The 19,318-nt window shown below is 62.0% G+C and carries 20 protein-coding genes; 2 read left to right on the top strand and 18 right to left on the bottom strand.

What is annotated here, in order from left to right:
* Positions 1 to 9 precede the first annotated feature (9 nt).
* On the bottom strand, positions 10 to 1,284 hold the full coding sequence (locus FBY01_RS24385) for an MFS transporter (protein ID WP_145309905.1): 1,275 nt from the start codon (positions 1,282 to 1,284) through the stop codon (positions 10 to 12).
* Positions 1,285 to 1,402: 118 nt separating this feature from the next.
* Here FBY01_RS24385 and FBY01_RS24380 point away from each other — a divergent pair, with 118 nt between their 5' ends.
* A complete protein-coding gene (locus FBY01_RS24380) occupies positions 1,403 to 2,299 on the top strand; it encodes a LysR family transcriptional regulator (protein ID WP_010464406.1) in 897 nt (298 codons plus the stop codon).
* An 86-nt stretch (positions 2,300 to 2,385) separates the two neighbouring features.
* A complete protein-coding gene (locus FBY01_RS24375; RefSeq protein ID WP_010464404.1) occupies positions 2,386 to 2,769 on the top strand; it encodes a type II toxin-antitoxin system PemK/MazF family toxin in 384 nt (127 codons plus the stop codon).
* 216 nt (positions 2,770 to 2,985) lie between these two features.
* On the opposite strand, the gene FBY01_RS24370 is transcribed toward FBY01_RS24375, so the two are convergent.
* From FBY01_RS24370 to FBY01_RS24290, 17 genes are read right to left on the bottom strand one after another with little or no spacing between them, the layout of a single operon-like run.
* Positions 2,986 to 3,807 (bottom strand): hypothetical protein, encoded by an 822-nt coding sequence (locus tag FBY01_RS24370; protein ID WP_010464402.1) that lies wholly within the window; start codon positions 3,805 to 3,807, stop codon positions 2,986 to 2,988.
* 27 nt (positions 3,808 to 3,834) lie between these two features.
* Positions 3,835 to 5,061, bottom strand: coding sequence for a beta-ketoacyl-ACP synthase (locus FBY01_RS24365; protein ID WP_010464400.1), 1,227 nt, complete (start codon positions 5,059 to 5,061; stop codon positions 3,835 to 3,837).
* Positions 5,061 to 5,789, bottom strand: a complete 729-nt coding sequence (gene fabG / locus FBY01_RS24360) for a 3-ketoacyl-ACP reductase FabG2 (RefSeq protein WP_145309907.1) — start codon at positions 5,787 to 5,789, stop codon at positions 5,061 to 5,063. Before fabG ends, FBY01_RS24365 begins: the two co-directional genes overlap by 1 nt.
* A complete protein-coding gene (locus tag FBY01_RS24355) occupies positions 5,782 to 6,246 on the bottom strand; it encodes a hotdog family protein (RefSeq protein WP_010464396.1) in 465 nt (154 codons plus the stop codon). Before FBY01_RS24355 ends, fabG begins: the two co-directional genes overlap by 8 nt.
* Positions 6,243 to 7,439 (bottom strand): beta-ketoacyl-[acyl-carrier-protein] synthase family protein, encoded by a 1,197-nt coding sequence (locus tag FBY01_RS24350; protein WP_083375220.1) that lies wholly within the window; start codon positions 7,437 to 7,439, stop codon positions 6,243 to 6,245. Before FBY01_RS24350 ends, FBY01_RS24355 begins: the two co-directional genes overlap by 4 nt.
* Positions 7,436 to 7,918 (bottom strand): hypothetical protein, encoded by a 483-nt coding sequence (locus FBY01_RS24345; RefSeq protein ID WP_010464392.1) that lies wholly within the window; start codon positions 7,916 to 7,918, stop codon positions 7,436 to 7,438. Before FBY01_RS24345 ends, FBY01_RS24350 begins: the two co-directional genes overlap by 4 nt.
* Positions 7,915 to 9,162: an NAD(P)/FAD-dependent oxidoreductase gene (locus tag FBY01_RS24340; protein WP_145309909.1), complete on the bottom strand. Its 1,248-nt coding sequence runs from the start codon at positions 9,160 to 9,162 to the stop codon at positions 7,915 to 7,917. The genes FBY01_RS24345 and FBY01_RS24340 overlap by 4 nt, the downstream gene beginning before the upstream one ends.
* A complete protein-coding gene (locus FBY01_RS24335) occupies positions 9,149 to 10,309 on the bottom strand; it encodes a sodium:proton antiporter (protein ID WP_145309911.1) in 1,161 nt (386 codons plus the stop codon). The genes FBY01_RS24340 and FBY01_RS24335 overlap by 14 nt, the downstream gene beginning before the upstream one ends.
* Positions 10,306 to 12,645, bottom strand: a complete 2,340-nt coding sequence (locus FBY01_RS24330) for an MMPL family transporter (RefSeq protein WP_145309913.1) — start codon at positions 12,643 to 12,645, stop codon at positions 10,306 to 10,308. The genes FBY01_RS24335 and FBY01_RS24330 overlap by 4 nt, the downstream gene beginning before the upstream one ends.
* The gene (locus tag FBY01_RS24325; protein ID WP_145309915.1) at positions 12,629 to 13,231 is read right to left on the bottom strand and encodes an outer membrane lipoprotein carrier protein LolA; all 603 of its coding nucleotides are present in this window, start codon (positions 13,229 to 13,231) and stop codon (positions 12,629 to 12,631) included. Before FBY01_RS24325 ends, FBY01_RS24330 begins: the two co-directional genes overlap by 17 nt.
* Positions 13,228 to 13,653 (bottom strand): thioesterase family protein, encoded by a 426-nt coding sequence (locus FBY01_RS24320; RefSeq protein ID WP_010464383.1) that lies wholly within the window; start codon positions 13,651 to 13,653, stop codon positions 13,228 to 13,230. Before FBY01_RS24320 ends, FBY01_RS24325 begins: the two co-directional genes overlap by 4 nt.
* Positions 13,646 to 15,190, bottom strand: a complete 1,545-nt coding sequence (gene hutH / locus FBY01_RS24315) for a histidine ammonia-lyase (protein WP_077747625.1) — start codon at positions 15,188 to 15,190, stop codon at positions 13,646 to 13,648. The genes FBY01_RS24320 and hutH overlap by 8 nt, the downstream gene beginning before the upstream one ends.
* Positions 15,171 to 16,118, bottom strand: a complete 948-nt coding sequence (locus tag FBY01_RS24310; RefSeq protein WP_010464379.1) for a glycosyl transferase — start codon at positions 16,116 to 16,118, stop codon at positions 15,171 to 15,173. Before FBY01_RS24310 ends, hutH begins: the two co-directional genes overlap by 20 nt.
* Entirely contained in the window at positions 16,115 to 16,849 is a 735-nt protein-coding gene (locus FBY01_RS24305) for a glycosyltransferase family 2 protein (RefSeq protein ID WP_145309917.1), read from the bottom strand. The genes FBY01_RS24310 and FBY01_RS24305 overlap by 4 nt, the downstream gene beginning before the upstream one ends.
* Positions 16,842 to 18,524, bottom strand: a complete 1,683-nt coding sequence (locus tag FBY01_RS24300; protein ID WP_010464375.1) for an acyl-CoA synthetase family protein — start codon at positions 18,522 to 18,524, stop codon at positions 16,842 to 16,844. The genes FBY01_RS24305 and FBY01_RS24300 overlap by 8 nt, the downstream gene beginning before the upstream one ends.
* Positions 18,521 to 19,066 (bottom strand): hypothetical protein, encoded by a 546-nt coding sequence (locus FBY01_RS24295; RefSeq protein ID WP_145309919.1) that lies wholly within the window; start codon positions 19,064 to 19,066, stop codon positions 18,521 to 18,523. Before FBY01_RS24295 ends, FBY01_RS24300 begins: the two co-directional genes overlap by 4 nt.
* A complete protein-coding gene (locus FBY01_RS24290) occupies positions 19,063 to 19,317 on the bottom strand; it encodes an acyl carrier protein (RefSeq protein WP_007992314.1) in 255 nt (84 codons plus the stop codon). The genes FBY01_RS24295 and FBY01_RS24290 overlap by 4 nt, the downstream gene beginning before the upstream one ends.
* Between the last annotated feature and the right edge of the window lies 1 nt (position 19,318).

Raw genomic sequence — 19,318 nt, 5'->3', positions numbered from 1 at the left:
GGAGTGGTGTCAGGCTTTGACTCCGCCCAACGGCGGCAACTTCGCCAGCTTCAACGCCACCAGCAGCGCAATCACCAGCAACGCACCAATGAACAACCCGATCCCGTTCCACCCGCCCAAGTGCCAGAACACCCCGCCCGCTGTCCCTGCAATACTCGACCCGGCGTAATAGCTGAACAGGTACAGCGACGAAGCCTGCCCCTTGGCTTTCACCGCTCGCCGCCCTATCCAACTGCTGGCCACGGAATGCGCGCCAAAGAAGCCGAAGGTGAAGATCAACATGCCGATAATCACCAACGGCAGCGGCGTGAACATGGTCAGCGCAAGGCCTGCGAGCATCAGCACAATCGTCGCCCAGAGCACTTTGCGCCGGCCCAGTTGGTCGGCCAAGGAGCCGATTTTCGCCGAGCTGTAGATGCCCGACAGGTACACCACCGACAGCAGACCGACGAAGACTTGGTCCATGTGGTACGGCTCGGCCAGCAAGCGATAGCCGATGTAGTTGAATAGGGTGACAAACGCACCCATCAGCACGAAAGCTTCAAGGAACAGCAGCGGCAGGCCAGCGTCGCGAAAGTGCATGGTGAAGCCATCGAGCAGACTGCGCGGGTGCAGCGAGCGGGGGCGGAAGTTGCGTGATTCGGGGAGAATTTTCCAGAACACCGTCGCCGCGATCAGCGCCAGCCCGCCAATCACCAGCATTGCCGTGTGCCAGCTGACGAAGTCGATCAACACGCCGGTGATCAAGCGGCCGCTCATCCCGCCAATCGCATTGCCGGCGATGTACAAACCCATCGCCAGCCCGATGTGCTGCGGGTGGATCTCTTCGCTCAGATACGTCATGGCGACCGCTGCCAGGCCGCTCAACGACAAGCCGATCAACGCACGCATCACCAGCACGCCTTGCCAGCTCGGCATCATCGCGCTGGCCATGGTGCACAGTGCGGCGGCGAACAAGGCCGCGACCATCACCGGTTTGCGTCCGACACGGTCGGAGATCGGGCCGGTGATCAACAAGCCAATGGCGAGCATGCCGGTGGCCACCGAGAGGATCAGGCTGCTCTGCGCCGCATTGATCGAATACTCGTGGGACAGCAGCGGCATCATCGGCTGTACGCAGTAGAGCAGGGCGAAGGTCGCAAAGCCGCCGGAGAACAGCGCCAGTACCGTGCGCATGAACATTGGCGTGCCTTTCTCGATGTAGATCTCTTTCAATTCGGCGACAACATCGCCCACCGAGGTGGGCGGAACTTCGTGGGCAAGGGGGGCGACAGCAGTTTTCACTTCGGACCTCGGAGGGCGCAGCCGGTCAGGCAATGAAAAAAGCATATAGCTGCCTAATGATTCAATCCAATATATTGTTCGACCTGTTTGATAGGTTTTACGACCTAATGGGGTTTTCATGGAATTGCGTCACCTGCGCTACTTCATCGCCGTCGCCGAAGAATTGCACTTCGGCCGCGCCGCTCAGGTGCTGGGGATCTCGCAACCGCCGCTGAGCCAGCAGATTCAGGCGCTGGAACAGGAAGTCGGAGCACGGCTGTTCGAGAGAACCAATCGTCGGGTCGAGCTTAGCGAGGCCGGTCGGCTGTTTCTGGAAGAAGCGCGACTGGTGCTGGCGCAGGTGGACAAAGCGGCCGACGTGGCACGGCGTGCGCAGCTGGGTGAGTTGGGCGAACTGAAAATTGGTTTCACCTCATCGGCGCCGTTCAACTCGACCATTCCCCAGGCGATTTTCTCGTTCCGCCAGCGTTTCCCGGCGGTGCATTTGAATCTGCGGGAGATGAGCAGCACCCAAGTGGCCGACGCGCTGGTCGATGAGTCGATCGAAGTCGGCATCATGCGACCGCTTGGGCTGCCGGACTCCCTCAGCGTCGTGGAGTTGATGCGTGAGCCGCTGGTCGCGGTGCTCAGCTCAAAACATCCGCTAGTGAACGACAGCGAAGAGGGTTTGTTCCTCTCGGCATTGGCCCTCGAACCGTTCGTTTTCTTCCCACGCAGCTATGGCAGCGGTCTGTACGCACAGTTGCTCAGCCTGGCCCGCGATGCCGGTTTCAGCCCGCACTTCGCTCAAGAGGCAGGCGAGGCAATGACGATTATCGGGTTGGTGGCGGCGGGGCTGGGCGTGTCGGTGCTGCCGGCCTCTTATCAGCGGATGCGCATTGACGGCGTGGTGTACCGGCCGTTGCTTGATCCGGAAGCGGTGTCGGCGGTGTGGCTGGTGCAGCGCAAGGACCAGAAGTCGCCGATGGCCAAGGCGTTTGTGGATTTGTTGACGAGGAAGGTTGAGGGGGCTTGAGCGCAGGGACACTCAAAGTAACGGATCCTGTTTAGTGATTTGCGCGATTGTTGAGCAAAATCGATTTCTTTCGATGAGTGCCATGGATGCCACTTCTATATCAACCGAAGGAAGGCAGTGTGCTGATTTGTGATTTCAGGGGGTATGAAGTCCCCGAAATGATCAAAGTCAGACCTGTTGTCGTGATACGAAAACACAAAACCAACAGCTTACTGGTGACAGTTGTGCCGCTCAGTACTACCGCTCCGGATCGCATACTTGATCACCACCTGGAACTTCAAAGTCATCTACAGGGTGCCAGTCCTGTTTGCTGGGCGAAATGCGATATGGTTGCGACAGTAAGCCTCTCCAGGCTGGACCGGATCAAAAGTCGAGACCGACATGGAAAGCGTGTTTATGTTATTTCACACCTTGAAACAGATGAGTTTTACGCAATCAAAGTCGCGGTACGTAGTGCGCTTGGCCTGTGATGGCATCGGAAGTGGCGCAGTCAGGCGAATGGCCAGTCGTTGCCCTTGATCCTGTTTCGGGCAATACTCCCCCCGTTCCCGTAAGGGGCTTGTGAGACTCTGAGGATCCTGGGCAACCAGCCATCGCAGAGCCAGACAGGTACAGGGCGATGACAAGCCGACCTGTTTGTGAAGGGGCGCCGAAAGGCGCCCTTTGTCGTTCTCGAGGTGCTCGCCTCAGTCAACCCGTACCAGATCCCCGCGCAACGCCACCCCGGACACCACGGCCTTGAGCGCTTCCAGCCCAGGTATTTCCTCGTCGTCACTGCACTGGTATTTCCCGGTGTCCTGGCTCAGGTCGCGCTTGTTGATGCCGGCGATGTTGATCACGGCGTTAGCACCAGCCTTCTTGGCCTTGCTTTGCAACGTCGCCAAGGTCGATTGCAACGCCCAGTAGCAGGTGTCTTCAGCGGAGTTGTCTTCGTTGTCGTCGGCTCTTCGGCTGCTGCTCACCGCCTTCAGTTTGTGCACCTGGGTCGGCAGTGCTTCTCCCGCCAGGTAGAACTTGACGCTGCCATCCAGCAGACCAACTTCGGTGGCGCGTTTCACGCCTTCCTGAAAGTCCTGGTAGGTGGGTTCATAGGCGCCTTGCGAGGCGAAGACTTGATCAGCGTCCGGGTCGGTGGCCAGTTGCTTGACCACGTCGTCGCGCAGGTAATTGATCCAGCGGTTGTAGGTGCCGTGGATCCTGCCGTCCTTGTAGTCCAGGCCGCGGCTGTCGCGGTAGTCCATTTCGAACGAGGTGGAGGTATAGGGAATGTCGATTTCGGCGTGGTGCCGGTCGCGCACGGTGATTGCCGCTTTGATCATGCCGGGGCGCGCCGACTGCACGATCCATTGGCGCTCGATCAGTGCGGTGACGATGGCGCGGCTCATCCGATCGTCGCTCAGGCCCTTGTCGCCGGGAAAGTGTTCCTTGGCGGTGTACATCGGGCTGGTGCAGCCGCTCAGCGCAACGGCCAGGGTGAATACTGCGCCGATGCGCTGAAACAGAGTCATTCCCTTCACTCCAGACGTTTTTTCAGATCAGTGCCAGCGACGGAAAATCAGCGAAGTGTTGACGCCACCAAACGCAAAATTGTTGTTCATCACGTACTCATTACTCATCTGGCGGAACTCGCCGCGCAGGTAGTCGAGCTTGCCGCAGTGCGGATCGACCTCGTCGAGGTTGAACGTGTGCACGTACAGGTCGCGGTTCATCATTTCGATGCTGAACCAGGATTCCAGCGCACCGCAGGCGCCCAAGGTGTGCCCGAGGAAGCTCTTCTGCGAACTGATCGGCATGTGCTCGCCGAACAACGCGCTGGTGGCCAGTGTTTCGGCAATGTCGCCCTGCTCTGTCGCTGTGCCGTGGCCGTTTACGTAGCCGATGTCTGACGGTTGCAGCCCGGCGTCTTCCAGCGCCAGTTCCATGGCCCGGCGCATGGTGACTTGCTCTGGGCGGGTGGTGTGCTGGCCGTCGGCGTTGCTGCCGAAACCGACGAGTTCGGCATGGATGTGCGCGCCGCGTGCCAACGCATGTTCAAGCTCTTCGAGCACCAGCATGCCGCCGCCCTCACCGATCACCAGGCCATCGCGGTCTTTGTCATACGGACGTGGGCTGGTTTGCGGGGCGTCGTTTTTCAGGCTGGTGGCGTAGAGCGCGTCGAAGACCATGGCTTCGGTGGGGCACAGTTCTTCGGCACCGCCGGCGAGCATCAGCGGCAGGCGCCCGAATTTGATCGACTCGTAGGCGTAGCCGATGCCCTGGCTGCCGCTGGTGCAGGCGCTGGACGTCGGGATCAGCCGGCCGGTGAGGCCGAAGAAGATGCTGATGTTCGCCGCAGTGGTGTGCGGCATCATCCGCACGTAGGAGTTGGCATTAAGGCCCTCCGCCACCGAGTTGAGCAGCATATTGCCGAACGCCTTGATCTCGTCGGTGCTGCCGGTGGAGGAGCCGCAGGCGACGCCCATGCGGCCATCCTTGATGATCGGGTTACCCAACAGTCCGGCATCGGCCAGCGCCTGCTCCGACGCGCCGACCGCCAGGCGCGAGACTCGGCCCATGCTGCGCAGCTGCTTGCGGGTCCAGTGGCTCGGGACTTTGAAGTCGTCGATAGGCCCGGCCAGGCGCGTGTTGAGTTCGGTGAACCGATCCCACTCGTCCATCCGGCGTATGCCGCTGCGGTTGGCCGCGAAGTTGCCAGCGATGGTCTCCCAGTCGCTGCCCAGTGAAGTGATGCCGGCCATGCCGGTGACGACGACGCGCTTCATCAGCACAGGCCTCCGTTGACGGCCAGAACCTGCCGGGTGATGTACGACGCTTCCGCCGACATCAGGAAATTCACCGCGCTGGCCACTTCTTGCGGAGTGCCCATGCGTTGTGCGGGGATCATTTTCATCAGTTCTTCCACCGGCACGTTTTCGTCGAGCATGGCCGTGTCGATCAGGCCGGGTGCGACACAGTTGACGGTGATTTTGCGCTTGCCCAGTTCGATCGCCAACGCTTTCGCCGCGCCGATCAAGCCGGCCTTGGAGGCGCTGTAGTTGACCTGGCCACGGTTACCGATCAACCCGGAAACCGAGGTGATGCAGACAATCCGCCCGGCCGCGCGACGCCGAATCATCGGCATCATCACCGGGTGCAGCACGTTGTAGAAACCGTCGAGGTTGGTGCGCATCACCACATCCCAATCATCCTCGCTCAGCGCCGGAAAAGCACCGTCACGCGTCAGGCCGGCGTTCAGCACTACGCCGTAATAGGCGCCATGAGCTTCCACGTCGGCTTCGAGGATGGCCTTGCAGCTGGCGCGATCTGAGACGTCGAACTGCAAAACTCGAGCATTGCGTCCCAGCGCCTGGATTTCGCCCTGGACGGCGATGGCGTCGGCCAGGCCGCTGCGGCAATGCAGCACGATGTCGTGCCCGGCCTGGGCCAGACGCAACGCAATGGCACGGCCGATGCCGCGGCTGGAACCGGTGACCAGTACGGATTCAGTCATGGCTGGCTCCTTGGGATTCATGAAGGTATTGAGCGGCCTGAGGCGGGCGGAACACGTTCAGGCGGGCGGTGGCGTGAATGCCGGGGGCGTTGATGTGGCATTCGAACACGCCCATGCCGTTGTCGTCTTCCAGCGAGCGCAGTCCATGGATGGTCAGCTCGGTGCCCGCGGGGAAGTGCTCCACGTTGCATTCGAATTTCCGGGTGCCGAGCAGAAAACCCAGCGCCACCGCATCACCGCGCTGGCGCGCATGGCAACCGGCGTAGGCGGCAACACTCTGGGCCATCAGTTCGATACCGACCCACGCCGGCAGGCTGCCGTCGGGACGATTGAACAGGCCCCCGGGCTTGACGGTGAGGCGGGTGTGAATCTGCTCGTCATCGAACGCCAGGATCTGCTCGATGAGGATCATGTCGCCAGCGTGCGGCAGCAGCTCGGCGAGCGGCCAGTCAATCATGGGGCATCTCCGATAATCAGGCTGACGTTGTTGCCACCGAAGGCAAAGGAATTGCTCATCAGGTAGCGAGGTGCAATGGACGTCAGGCGATGGTCCGGGGTCACCCACTGCAAGGCCGGCAAGTCGGGGTCGGGCTGGCCGTCCCACACGTGGGGCGGCAGGAGGTTTTCCCGATTGTTCGTGCTCAGGCTCAACCAGCAGAACGCCGCTTCCAGGGCGCCGGCCGCGCCGAGCGTGTGTCCGGTCATCGGCTTGGTGGAGGAGCAGGGCACGCCGTGCGGGAACAGGGCCGAGACCGCCAGGCTTTCCATCGCGTCGTTGTGTTGGGTCGCGGTGCCGTGCAGGTTCAGGTAGCCGATTTGCTCGGGCTGCACCTTCGCGCGGTTCAGGGCTTTGCTCATCGCTTGCAGGGCGCCCCGGCCGGTCGGCTCCGGCGCCGAGATATGGTGCGCATCGGAACTGGCGCCGCTGCCGAGCAGGGCAATCGGTTGGCTCGCGCCGGCTTTTTTGCTCATCAGAAACAGCACGGCGGCTTCGCCGATATTGATGCCGTTGCGGTTGGCCGAAAACGGATTGCAGCGCTGCTCGGACACCGCTTCCAGGGCCGAAAAGCCGTTGAGGGTCAGTTTGCACAAACTGTCGACGCCGCCGCACAGCACGGCATCGCACACACCCAGATCGAGCAGCCGCTGGGCACTCATCAGCGCCCGGGCGCTGGAGGTGCAAGCCGTCGAGATCACATAGGCCGGGCCGCTCAATTGCAGCCAGTCGGCGAGGAAGTTGGCCGGCGCGCCGAGCTCCTGCTGCTGATAATCGTAGTCGGCAGGGAATTCATGTTCACGAATGTAATGGGCCAGGCCACGGCTGGCTTCATCGATGCCGGAAGTGCTGGTGCCGAGGATCACGCCGATTCGATCGCGGCCGTAAGTCTGGATCACTTGATCAATGTCATCGCGAATTTGCAGCGCGGCTTCCAGCAGCAGTTGGTTGTTGCGGCTGCTTTGCTCGGCCAGTTCCGGCGGGATCGGCGCCAGCTCACCACGCACCGCCGCCACCGGCAGCGACCGCTCCGGCACCCAGCCGGATTCGCTGCGCATGCCGGAGCAATCGCCAGCAAACAGGTTGCGGGCGACTTCCTGTTTGTCGCGACCCAGGGCGCAGATCACCCCGAGAGCATTCAGGTAAGCGGTCATGGCGTCTCCCCGCTCAAGGGCGTTACCAGGTACTTCGGACCTTTAGGCAGGTTCAACTCAAATCTCAGTGGTGGCGAGTAGCGCACGTCCCAGCGAGCGGGCAGGGAGCGTTGGGAACCGTGTTGCCAGGCCTCGGGGTAGTTGGCCTGCAATTCGTCTTGCGGGGTCAGCGCGAACAGTAACGCTGCGAACAATTCCCGGGCTTCCGGATTCGGCGGCAGCAGGCCGTCAGCTTGCCACTGGCCATCGATCAGTTTCTGGCGTGCCTGCGGAATGCCCAACAAATCCATCATCGACCAGCGAATGCCGGGGCCCTCGCGCGCAATTACTAACACCCAGTCCTGACGCTGATCAGCCAGCAAGCGCTGAATGTGCAGTTGCTGCGGCAGCGGCAGGTTTTCGGTTTGCCCGGGCAGCGGCGCCTGGCTGGCGCAAGCGCTCAGCAGCAGGAGGCAACCCAGAAGCAGGTAACGGATCATGTGGCATCTCTAGCGCAAAGTTCCGACAGCACGCGCAGCCGACGCTTGGGTTCGCTGACGAACGGATTACGCTCGTCCCAGGCATAACCGGCGAGGATTGCGCTGATCATACGGCGGATATCCGCTGAGCTGCCTGGATGATAAATCACATCCTGGAAAGTCCCGGCGTACCAGCCTTCGACGTAGCAGCGGAACGTGTCGACGCCGCGCTTGAGCGGTGCGGCGAACTCGGTCTGCCAGTCGACGCTTTCACCTTGCAGCTGGCGATGCAACACGCCGGCGGCCATGCTGGCCGAGCGCATGGCGATGGTCACGCCGGAGGAGAACACCGGATCGAGGAATTCTGCCGCGTTGCCGAGCAACGCAAAGCCCGGACCGTGCAAGGTTTTGACGTTGGCCGAGTAGCCGCCGATGGTGCGGGCTGGCGTGTCCCAGACCGCGTTTTCCAGGACACAGGCCAGGCTTGGAGTTTCAGCGATGAAGCCGCGCAGGCACTCGTCCAGGTTGTCCATGCGGCCTTCGAAGTGCTCGGCGGCAGCGACCACGCCCACCGAGCAGCGACCGTTGCTGAACGGAATGGTCCAGAACCAGATGTCGCGATGGGTCGGATGGGTGGTGATAAGGATTTTTTCCCGTTCGAAGGTCGGGCTGTCGATATGGTCTTCGATGTGGGTGAACACCGCCTGGCGCACCGGGAAATTCGACGGTGCTTCAAGGTCCAGCAAGCGTGGCAACACGCGGCCGTAGCCGCTGGCATCCAGTACAAAATCAGCTTCGACGCGGTACTGGCTGCCATCCTCACGAAGCACATCGAGCTGCGGCTTGGGCAGGTCGAAATCGGCACTGACGATGGCTTCGCCATAACGAACGTCGACGCCTTGCAGCGCGGCCTGATCGGCCAGCAGTTTGTCGAAATCGGCGCGCTGGACCTGGAAGGTGGTCGGCTTGCCGTTGCTGAACGTGTCGCCGAAATCAAAGGCGCTGTAGTGCTCGCCCCAGGCGAACGCGGCGCCGTTTTTCATCTGGAACCCGGCGGCGTTCACGGCGTCGAGCATGCCGGCTTCTTCGACGAAATCCAGGCAGTGCGACAACAGGCTTTCACCGATGCAAAACCGTGGAAAATGCTGGCGTTCAATCATCAGCACGTCGTGGCCTTTGCGCTTGAGCAGCGCGGCGACAATGGCACCCGAAGGACCCGCGCCAATGACAACAACCTGGCGACGTTCCATTTCAACTGTTGGCACGGGGGCTCCTTGCCGGGGCGGCGATATTCAAAGGGGTTTGGTGCATGCCGGCAAGTGCCGGCAGCAGTGTGGCGATCAGGCCCATCACCATCAGCGCGAAGTACAACGCCGGGCTGATGAGCTGTTGTTGCAGCAGCAGGTTGAGAAAGACGATCTCGCTCAAACCGCGAATATTGAGCAGCAGGCTTTCGCGCCAGCGACTGGCGCCTGCAAATGACGCGCCGGCCCAGCCGAGGCCGAGCCAGTTGCCCAGCAGTTTGCTGGCAATCGGCAACAGCAGCAGCGCCGCCAACTGCACCCAGCCGAGACTGGCCATAGCGGCGTGGACATTGATCTGCACGATACCGAAGGTGAGGATCAGCGGGATGGCGATCCAGGTTTGCAAACGGTTCATCCAGATCGCCGGCAACGGCAACACCAGCGGCACTTTCAGCGCGGCCATGCACAGCAGATAACCGATGCCGAAAATCAGTGCATTGAGCTTGAAGTGTTCGGCGACCACCAGCAGCGCAAAAAAGCAGCCGCTGTGCAGTAGCGGTTGGCGCAAACCCAGCAAATGCAGAAGCACCGGAAGGCAGGCGCCGACCAGCGGCAGCAGCAGACTGCTCAGGTGCAGACTGCCTTGGGCGAAGCCGAACAGGGTCCAGCATGCCAGGTCGATGAGGATCGCGGTTTGCACCAGCCGCCGGGTTGCGGCGGGCGGGTAATTGATGTGTCGCAGGTAGAGGTACAACACCGGGATCGCGGTGATGGCGAACACCAGGCCCACTGCCAATGAACTGATCCACGGTTGCGCGGGTAACAACCAGACCGCAGTCGCCAGACCGCAGACAAATGGAATGCAAAAACTCGGCAGGGCGATTTTCAGGCTCTGGCGATCCAGTCGCAGGTCGATCACATCGCTGAGGATGTTTCCCAGCAACAAGGCAAAACCGAGGCTGTAGAGGTTTTTCAGCCATACCGGCGAGATCAGCTCGGCGCCGCTGAGTTGCCAGCCCGGCTCGATCCAGAAGTACATCAGCAGCGGTAGACCGAAGGTCGCCAGCAGCAACTGACTGACGATCGGGATCAGGCCGAAGTGACGACCCATACGGGTGGCCACGGCGAACATCGTCAGGGCCATCAGCCAAAACAGGGCGATCATCATGCGGCTGGCTCCACGACGGCGGCGGCATGCACTTGGCGTCCGGCCCAGGGCGCCAGGATGAAACTGAACGCCAGCCCGAGGCTCACGGACAGGCCGAAGTTGCTCACCGCCGGCGTGCTGGACACGGCCAGCAAACCGAATGACAGCCATGTGGTCACCGCTGCCAGCAAGGTGCCCAGCAGGCTCACGGCGGCGCCGCCGACCTGTTCGCGCATGAGGATTGCGTAATCGACGCTGATCGCCGTCACCAGTAACAGGCCGAACAGGCTGAACAGGGTCAGAGGTTGGCCCATCCAGCCGAGGCTGGCCAGGCTGCACAGCGCGGCCAGCAAGGGCAGTGAGACGATGCGCAACGCACCACCGAAGCCAAACGGCAGGATCAGCACCAGCACGATCAACACGCAGGAGGCGAGTTTCAGCTGCGCCGCGCTGATCTGTGTCGCGGCGAAAACGCTGTTCAGTTCACCGAGACGGTCGACCAGTTCGACCCCCGGCAAGTCCAGCGCCTGAATGCGCAACAGCGAAGGATTATTCAGGCCTTGCAGGCTGACCATCGCCGCCACGCCCTCATCGGTCGGCCCCAGCCACAGGGTGCGATAAGGTTCCGCCAGCGGACCGACCAGCGAGGCGTCGATGTCTTCGGCGGGCAGCGCCAGCAACGTTGCAAGCTCCGCTTGCAGCGCTTCTGCCGGCACGCCGAGGTCGAGCAAGGGTTGCCAGAACTGCGGCAACTTGCTCAACGCATCGCGCACTTTGCGCTGCTCGCTCGGCTGGCTGACCAGTTGATTTAGCGACAGGTAACCCTGGAGTTTTTCCAGGTTGACCAGCTGATCCAGGCGCTCGCTCAGTGCAGTCTGGCGTTCGAGCAGTTCCTGTTGATTGGCCGCGCGCACCAGGAAGAACTGGCTGGTCGGCTGATAGCCGGTGATGCGCGCAATGGCTTGGGCTTCGTCGGTCAATTGCTGCGGTGCGCCGATCCACTGGCGGATATCGTTTTTGCTTTCCAGTTGCAACAGGCCGCCGACGCAGAAGGCAATCAGCAGTGCCAATAACACGGGCGTACTGACGTGTTTGAGCAGCGCTTCGCGCAGGTTCAGCAAACACTCGCAGATACGCAGCGGCCAATGCGCCGGTCGCAGGTTCACGCCCTTGAGCAACGCTGGCAGCAGGCACACGGCCGACAAGTAGGCGCCGAGCAGGCCGGCGGCGGAGAACACGGCAATCTGGGTCAGGGCCGGGAAAGGCGTCCAGGCCAGGGCCAGGTAGCCGATGCAACTGGTGATCAGGCTCAGCGTCAGGCCTGGCAGGGTCAGGCGTAACGCCGGCCAGCTGTTCCAGGGTTTCAGGCTCCAGCTTTTCGACAGGTAATGCAGCGGGTAATCGACGGCCACGCCAATCAGGCTCGAGCCCAGCACCAACGTCATCACATGCATATGACCGAACAGCGCCACGCACGCCACCGCACCAAACAGCATGCCCACCAGCACGGGAACGAAAGCGAGCAAGACACGCCAGCGCCGGAAGGCCAGCAACAGCAACAACAGAATGCCCACGGTGGCACCGCCGCCGACCCATGTCATTTCGCGGGTGGCTTGTTGCTGACCGTTGGCCGCGTACAGCAGACCGCTGGCAGCGAGCAGTTGCACGTCGGCCTGGGCGGCTTCTTTTCGGCTGCGTTCAAGCAGGTCAGCCACTTGCAGCGGCAGGCTCATGTCGAAGGCATTGCCGGTGGTTTTTGCCCGCAGCAACACCCAGCTCTTGCCGTCGGCATCGGCGACCAGCGCTCCGCTGCCGATGTCCAGTTGCACGGCGCCGTGTTGTGGTTGGCTGTTCTGGATGCGCCCGGTCAGGCCCAGCCAGTCATCCTGGCTCGGCACCAGGCTGAAACCGGTGAACGGGTCGAACAGCGCTTGCACCCGCTGCTGGATAAAGGCGTCGGGGTGTTCGATCAACTGCTGCCGATCCATCGCCGAAAGCATCGACAGCCGGCCTTGCAGCAATTGCGTGCGCAGCGCCGGCAAGTCGGCTTGCAGGTTCCACTGAACCTTCTCGAACAAACCGCTGGCCTGCCACTGCTCGCCGAGTTTCTGCGCCATGGCAATGGCTCGCGGGCGATCTTTATGGCCTACCAGCACCAGCATTTCCCGGTTCAACGGTTCTTGTATGCGTTGTTCGGCGCGCAGTTCCAGCGCGTCCGGCGCCGTGCCCGGCACCAGTTCCATCAGGTTGGCCGACAGCGGTGCACCGTCGCGCCATTGCCAACCGGCTAGCGCGAGCACCGCCAACAGCAGGATCAGAAACAGCCACGGAAGTCTGCGTTCACTCGGCAAAGTCATGTTGCTCCGCGTCGCTCAACGGTTGAGTGCTGGTGCTGTCCTGCATGCGCAAAAGGGTGCTGTCGCCCTGGGTTTCCAGCAGCTCGATGCTGTGCACCAATTCGCTGCCGGTGATGTTGATCTGATTGAACACCTGCTTGAGCAGCATTGAGCGCGGGATCAGCGTCAGTTTCCAGTTCTGTGCGTCGCCGCTCAAAGACAATTCGAAGTCCCGTTGCAGACCGGTGCTGTCACCTTGCAACACGGCGAGGAACAAGCGGTTCTGCTCGGCGCCGGCGCTCTTGCCCGGGAGCATTTGCCAGCCGCTGGCGTCGCGGCGGGCAATGCCTTTGTTGGTGATGCGGTAATCCTGTTGCAGCGGGGTTTTCAACAACCAGAGCAATCCGTGGTTTTTAGCGAGGATAAAAGTGCCCTTGCTGGTCAGCGGCTGGGGCAATGCGCGCAGGTGTTTTTCCTGGATGAAATGGCCGTGGATCACATCAGGCTTGGCCAGTTGATCGCTCAACTGCTGCAAATCGAAGGCATGAGCCATCGATGACAGCCCGAGCAACGCCAACGCACCGAGGTATTTGAAAAACGGGGTCATGCGAGCATCCTTTCTACGGCATCGGTGAAGATCTTCGGTGAGGCCAGCTGCATCTCGCGGCTGCTCATGTCGACAGCGACCTGTACGGAACTGGCGCGGGTCAAACGCTCACCGGTTTTCACATCGCTGATCAGGTAATTGATCTTCAGACGGTTCTCCCACTCCACCAGATTGGCCCGCACGTTCAGCTTTTGACCGAACACGGCGCCGCGCACATAGCGCAATTGCAGGTCGATCACCGGCCAGGCATAACCCGACTCGACCATGGCGGTGTAGTTGTGACCGATCTTGTCCAGCAGCGCACAACGGGCGACTTCCAGGTATTTGACGTAATGGCCGTGCCAGACCACGTTCATGGTGTCGACGTCAAAGAACGGCACGAGGATTTCCGTATCGGTGTGAAGCACTCCCTTGCTACGCATGCAGCCTCCAGTGTTGCTCGGCGATACGTTTCAGGCACAGGCGCAATTCGCCTTCCAGCGCGCGATCTTCGATGACCGGCGGGAAGTCTTTGGCCAGCTCTTCGTGCATGGCCGCCAGGGCTGGCGGTAACGGGCGCGCGTCCTCGGCTTTGCTGCGCAGCCAAACACCCTGGTTGGCGGCGAGCAAGGTGGCGGCGGCGACCTGTTCGGTCAGCTCCAGCACACGGATCGCATCGCGGGCGGCGATGGTGCCCATGCTCACCTTGTCCTGGTTGTGGCACTCGGTGGAGCGCGAGAAGACGCTGGCCGGCATGGTGTTTTTCAGCGCTTCGGCGGTCCAGGCGCTGGTGCCGATCTGCACGGCCTTGAAGCCGTGATTGAGCATCGCGCGGTCAGCCGTGGCGCCGGAAAGGTTGCTTGGCAAGCCATGGTTGTAACGCTCGTCCACCAGCAGGGCGAGTTGCCGGTCCAGCAGATCGGCCACGTTGGCCACCAGGTTTTTCAGGCTGTCCATGGCGAACGCAATATGGCCGCCGTAGAAGTGCCCGCCGTGCAGCACGCGTTCGGCTTCAGCGTCGATGATCGGGTTGTCGTTGGCGCTGTTGAGTTCGATCTCGATGAACGAACGCAGCCAGTTCAGGCTGTCGGCCAGGACGCCGAGGACATGCGGCGCGCAGCGCAGTGAATAGCGGTCCTGCAGGCGGTGCAGCGGTGCGGTCGGCGCATCGATTGCCAGATCCTTGCGCAACCACGCGGCGACTTGCATCTGCCCCGGATGCGGTTTGGCGGCGAACAGGCGCTCGTCGAAGTGCTCGGGATTGCCTTGCAGCGCGACCACGTTCAGCGCGGTGATACGGGTCGCCAGTTGCAGCAGGTAATCGGCGCGGGCGTAGGCCAGGCAGGCGAGGCCGGTCATCACGGCGGTGCCGTTCATCAGCGCCAACGCTTCTTTCGGGCGCAGCACCAGCGGTGTCCAGCCCAGTTCGCGATGGACGTCGGCGGCTTGTCGGCGCTCGCCCCGGAACATTACTTCGCGCTCGCCGGACAAGGTTGCGGCGACGTACGACAGCGGCGTCAGATCACCGCTGGCGCCCACCGACCCTTCTTCCGGGATCAGCGGCAGGATGTCGTGTTCGAGGAAGGCCTGAAGACGCTCCAGCAGTTCCACGCGCACCCCGGACACGCCGTGGCACAACGACTGCAAACGCGCCGCCAATACAGCCCGAGTGGCCTGGGCGTCGAGCAGTTTGCCCAGTCCGCAGCCGTGGAAGGTGTACAGATGACGGGGCAATGCCTCGACGTGATGCAGCGGCACCGCGACCACGCACGAGTCGCCGTAACCGGTGGTCACGCCATAGATCACGCCTTCCTTGTCCAGCAGGGAATCGAGAAATCGCGCGCCCTTGGCGATGCGCTCACGGTACGCAGGGTCGCTTTGCAACTGCGTCGGCACCTGACGGTTGGCCGCGGCCAGCACGTCTTCGATGCGCAAAGGGAGTTCGCCGAAGGTTACCGGCTCAAGCGTTGGCGTCGTCATCGGTCTTCCAGAAAGGGTAAAAGTTGAACCATTGTTGGGGCGCTTCAAGGCAATAGTGACCCAGGCGTTCGGCGTAGCGGGAAGCCCACTGATGAATGACCTGCTCGCGGTCGCTGCGTTTCCACACCACGGCCTCGGCAAACGGTTCGAGGGTCACGCGATATTGGCCCGTCGGTTTCTTCAGGCACATCAGCAAATTGATCGGGCATTTCAGCAAGCCGGCCAGCAGCCACGGCCCCTGGGGCAATGCAGCCTGATGACCGAGGAAGTCCACGGTCACGCTGCGCCCGCCATGCAGCGGCACGCGGTCGCCGGCAATCGCCAGCCACTCGCCACGCTCCAGTCGTTCATGCAGTTGCAGCATGATCACCGGGTCCAGCTCACTGACCTGAATCAGCCGCAGATTGGTCGCGCCGGCCTCGCCCAGCAATCGGTTGAACTGCTCGGCGTGCTTGGTGTGCACCAGTACGTTCATGGTGACCTTCTCGCCGATCTCCGCCAGTGCGCGGCAGACTTCGAGATTGCCCAGGTGCGCGCCCACCAGCATCTGCCCGCGAGTGCCACGCAGCTGACTGCGCAGCAGCGCCGGGTCGACGATTTCGATGTGATCGATGCTCAACTTTCCGTTCCATACGTCGAGTTTGTCGAGCATCGAATCGGCGAAGGCCATGAACTGGCTGAACACTCGCCAGTGGGTCGGTCGCAATTGCGGGCGTGCGCTCCAGTCCGCGAGGCGTTGCTGGTATTGCCAGGCACTGCGGCGGGCACTGCGACCGAACAGGAAAAAGTACAGGACGATGCCGTACAGCAACGGACTCAGCAGCCGTCGGCCCAGCACTTTGGCGCAGAGCGCGGTGAATTTCATCAGCCAGAAGCTGCCGCGCTCCTGGCGGTCGGCCCAGTGCTGTTTGTCTGCGTTACTGCTCATGCTCGCCACCGTCGCCAGAGGATCACCGGGGCCCTCAGCAGCATGCCGAAGAACAGCCGGGTGTGCATGCTCGAAATCAGCACATTGTCGTGGAACATACGGAAATGCGAGACACCGTCCAGCGGGTAATGGACCTTGGTCGGCAGCCACTGCATCGGCTGATTGCGCCAGGCCAGGCGCACGAGGATGTCCGAGTCGAAATCCATGCGCTTGCCGATCTTCGCCGAGTCGATCACTGCCAGGGTCGGCGGCAATGGGTAGACGCGGAAACCGCACATGGAATCGCGGATCTGCAAGGAAAGCGTGTTGATCCAGACCATGACGTGGGTCAGGTAGCGGGCGTACAGACGGCCCTTCGGCACGCTGGCGTCGTATTGCGGATAGCCGCAGATCACCGCGTCGGGATGAGCGCGCGATTGTGCGATGAAGGTCGTGACATCCTGCAGGTCGTGCTGGCCGTCGGCGTCCACCTGCAAGGCATGGCTGAAACCCAGGCGCGAGGCTTCGCGCAGGCCGGTCATGACCGCGCCGCCCTTGCCTTGATTGGCGGCGAGGCGGATCAGGTTGACCATTTCACGCTGCGCCAGTTGATCGAGCACCCTGGCGCAGGATGGATCGCTGGCATCGTCCACCAGAATGCACGGCAGGCCACTGGCGATCAGCGCGTCGACCACCGTGGTGATCGCGGTTTCGTGGTTGTAGACCGGGATGATTGCGCATGGTTTATACATCACCTGCAACCTCCAGCAGAATCCGCCCACTGGAGCAGGTCGCGGTTTCATTGCGGTAGGCGAAATACAATTTGCCGCGTTCCGGATCGAAGCGCAGGTGCAGTTGGACTTCATCGCCGGGGCGCACCAGTTGCTGGAACTTCAGCACTTCCATGCCAGCGAATTTAGCCGGCAGGTCCATCAATTGCTGGCCGAGGCTCAGCGCCCAATCCACCTGCACCACACCGGGCAATACCGGCGTTTGCGGGAAGTGTCCGCTGAAGTAGGCGAGGTCCGGCGGAACGGCCAGTTGCAGGCTCCATTCGCCATCGACCTCGACTTGTTCCAACACTTCCGGCGCTTTCGGGCGGGGGGCCAACAGCAAGGCTTCGACGTCGGCTTGAGGCAGTTTGCCTTGAGCGTTCAGGGGCAATTGGCGCAGTAACCGCCAGCGTCTTGGCAGGGCCAGGGCTTCGCAGTGCTGGCTCAAGTGCTGACGCAATTCTTGCGTGACGGTGCGTCGGCCCTGATTGCGCAAGGCATGCAGGCCGGCGTCGGTCAGCACCAGCAGCGCGCCCAGCGAGGCGCGGTTTTCCCGGACCACGCCGAGGCGTGCTTCTGCGACCCAGTCATGCTCCATCAACGCCTTTTCCAGCATCGGCAGCGAGATACGTTTTTCTTCCAGTTTGACGATCCGGTCCAGCCGTCCGAGCAGTTCGAATCGGCCGTCGGCAGCGATTCTGGCGGCATCAGCGGTGTGTTCAATATGGCCGACGGGCAAGTAGGGAGAGGCGATCAGCAGCGCGCCCTCGCTGTCCTGACTCAGTTCCACTTCAGCAAACGGCTGCCAGAGATCGTGACCCTGACGCCAGGCGATGCCACCGGTTTCCGAGCTGCCAAGGATTTCCGTCGGCCATTGCTGCAAGCGTTCGTAGAGGCTTTGCGCAGCCTCGGCCGGTAGCGCTCCACCCGAGGAAAACACCCTGCGAACCGCGCTCAAGGCCGGCCAGTCGAGGTTGTCGCCCATGCGCTTGAGCAGCGCCGGGCTGGCGACCCAGGCAAACGCCGTGTGTTCGCGACTGGCTCGCTGCAAGTCTTCCGGGAAGGCCAGTTGCTTGCGCACAAACGAGCGCCCGGCACACAGCGGCCACAGCACCCGAAACAGCAGGCCGTAGATGTGTTGGGCGGCGACGCTGCCGATGATGCACGCCTGGCCCAGATCGGCACCCCAGAGCTGCTCCAGCGCCTGCACTTCATTGGCTATCTGGCGCAGGGTCTTGTCGATGCGCTTGGGTTCGCCGCTGGAACCGGACGTGCACAGGCTCAGGCGACAGGCGTCCAGATCCAGTGCGGCGTGGGGCAGGGGCGGTTGCCGATAGTCGGTGAGGTGCGCGTCATCGGCCAGGTCGGTCAGCCACAGATCGACTTCGCTCGACCAGCGTTGGCGAGTCTGCGGTTGCAGGTCGGCAGGCAGCAGCACACTGACCCCGGCACGCCAGGCGCCGAGCAGGGCAATCGCCAGGTCAGCAGCATCTTCAAGGTGCACGGCGATACGCTGCACGCCTTGGGATTGCAGACCGGCCGCCAGGCTTAGCGCCTGTTCGCACAGCTGTGCGTGATTCAACGCCGGTTCTGCCGTAACGGCACGCTCCGGCTGTGCCTTGAGCAACAGCTGCTCAAGTGATATCCAATTCATGGGTGGCCTCGTACCCGTTGTCGTATGAGCCATTCAATGGCAAACAGCAGGCCCATCAATCCATAGGAAATCAGGCCGGTGTACAACATCCACCAACTCAGCGGCGCCCACAGGGTCAGGGCGGCGGCAAGCAAACCGTTACAGAGGAAAAACACACACCAGACGACGGTCACCTGGCGGGTGTAAACAATCGCCTTGGCCGGCAAGTGCGGCTCACGCAGGCGCGCCAGGCGCTCAACCATCGGCGGCCCGATTTTCAGGCTCAGGCCAAACAGCCCCAGCATGAAAGCGCTGATCAGCACCGGGTACCAACGCAGCAACAACGGGCTGTCGAACAGCGCCAGCAACAGGCAAAAGCCGATCGCAGTGAGCGCCATCCACAGGCTGCCGGGGCGACGGGCACCCAGCAGCGCCCGCGCCAGCCACAGGCTGCCCAGCAGCAGACCGAACTGCCACGGAGCAAAGTGTTCCATGCCGAAATACACCGCAAAGGGGTACAACAGGCCCGCCAGCAGCAGGCCAAGGCCGATCAGTCGACTCATGCGGCCGGTTGAACCAGACGGTAGACCGCCTCGACCACGTCACTGACGGTGCGCACCGATTTGAATTCTTCGGCGGCGATTTTCTTGCCGGTCTGACGCTTGATGTGATCAATCAGGTCGACGGCGTCAATGCTGTCGATTTCCAGATCCTGATACAGGTTGGATTCGAGGCTCACGCGCTCAGGGTCCAGCTCGAAGAGTTCTACCAAGGCATCGCGCAGGGTGTTGAAAATGTCATCACGAGTTTGCATG

This window comes from Pseudomonas sp. SJZ077 (assembly GCF_007993905.1).
Classification (GTDB): domain Bacteria; phylum Pseudomonadota; class Gammaproteobacteria; order Pseudomonadales; family Pseudomonadaceae; genus Aquipseudomonas; species Aquipseudomonas mandelii.
This window is presented reverse-complemented; position numbering and strand designations above follow the sequence as displayed.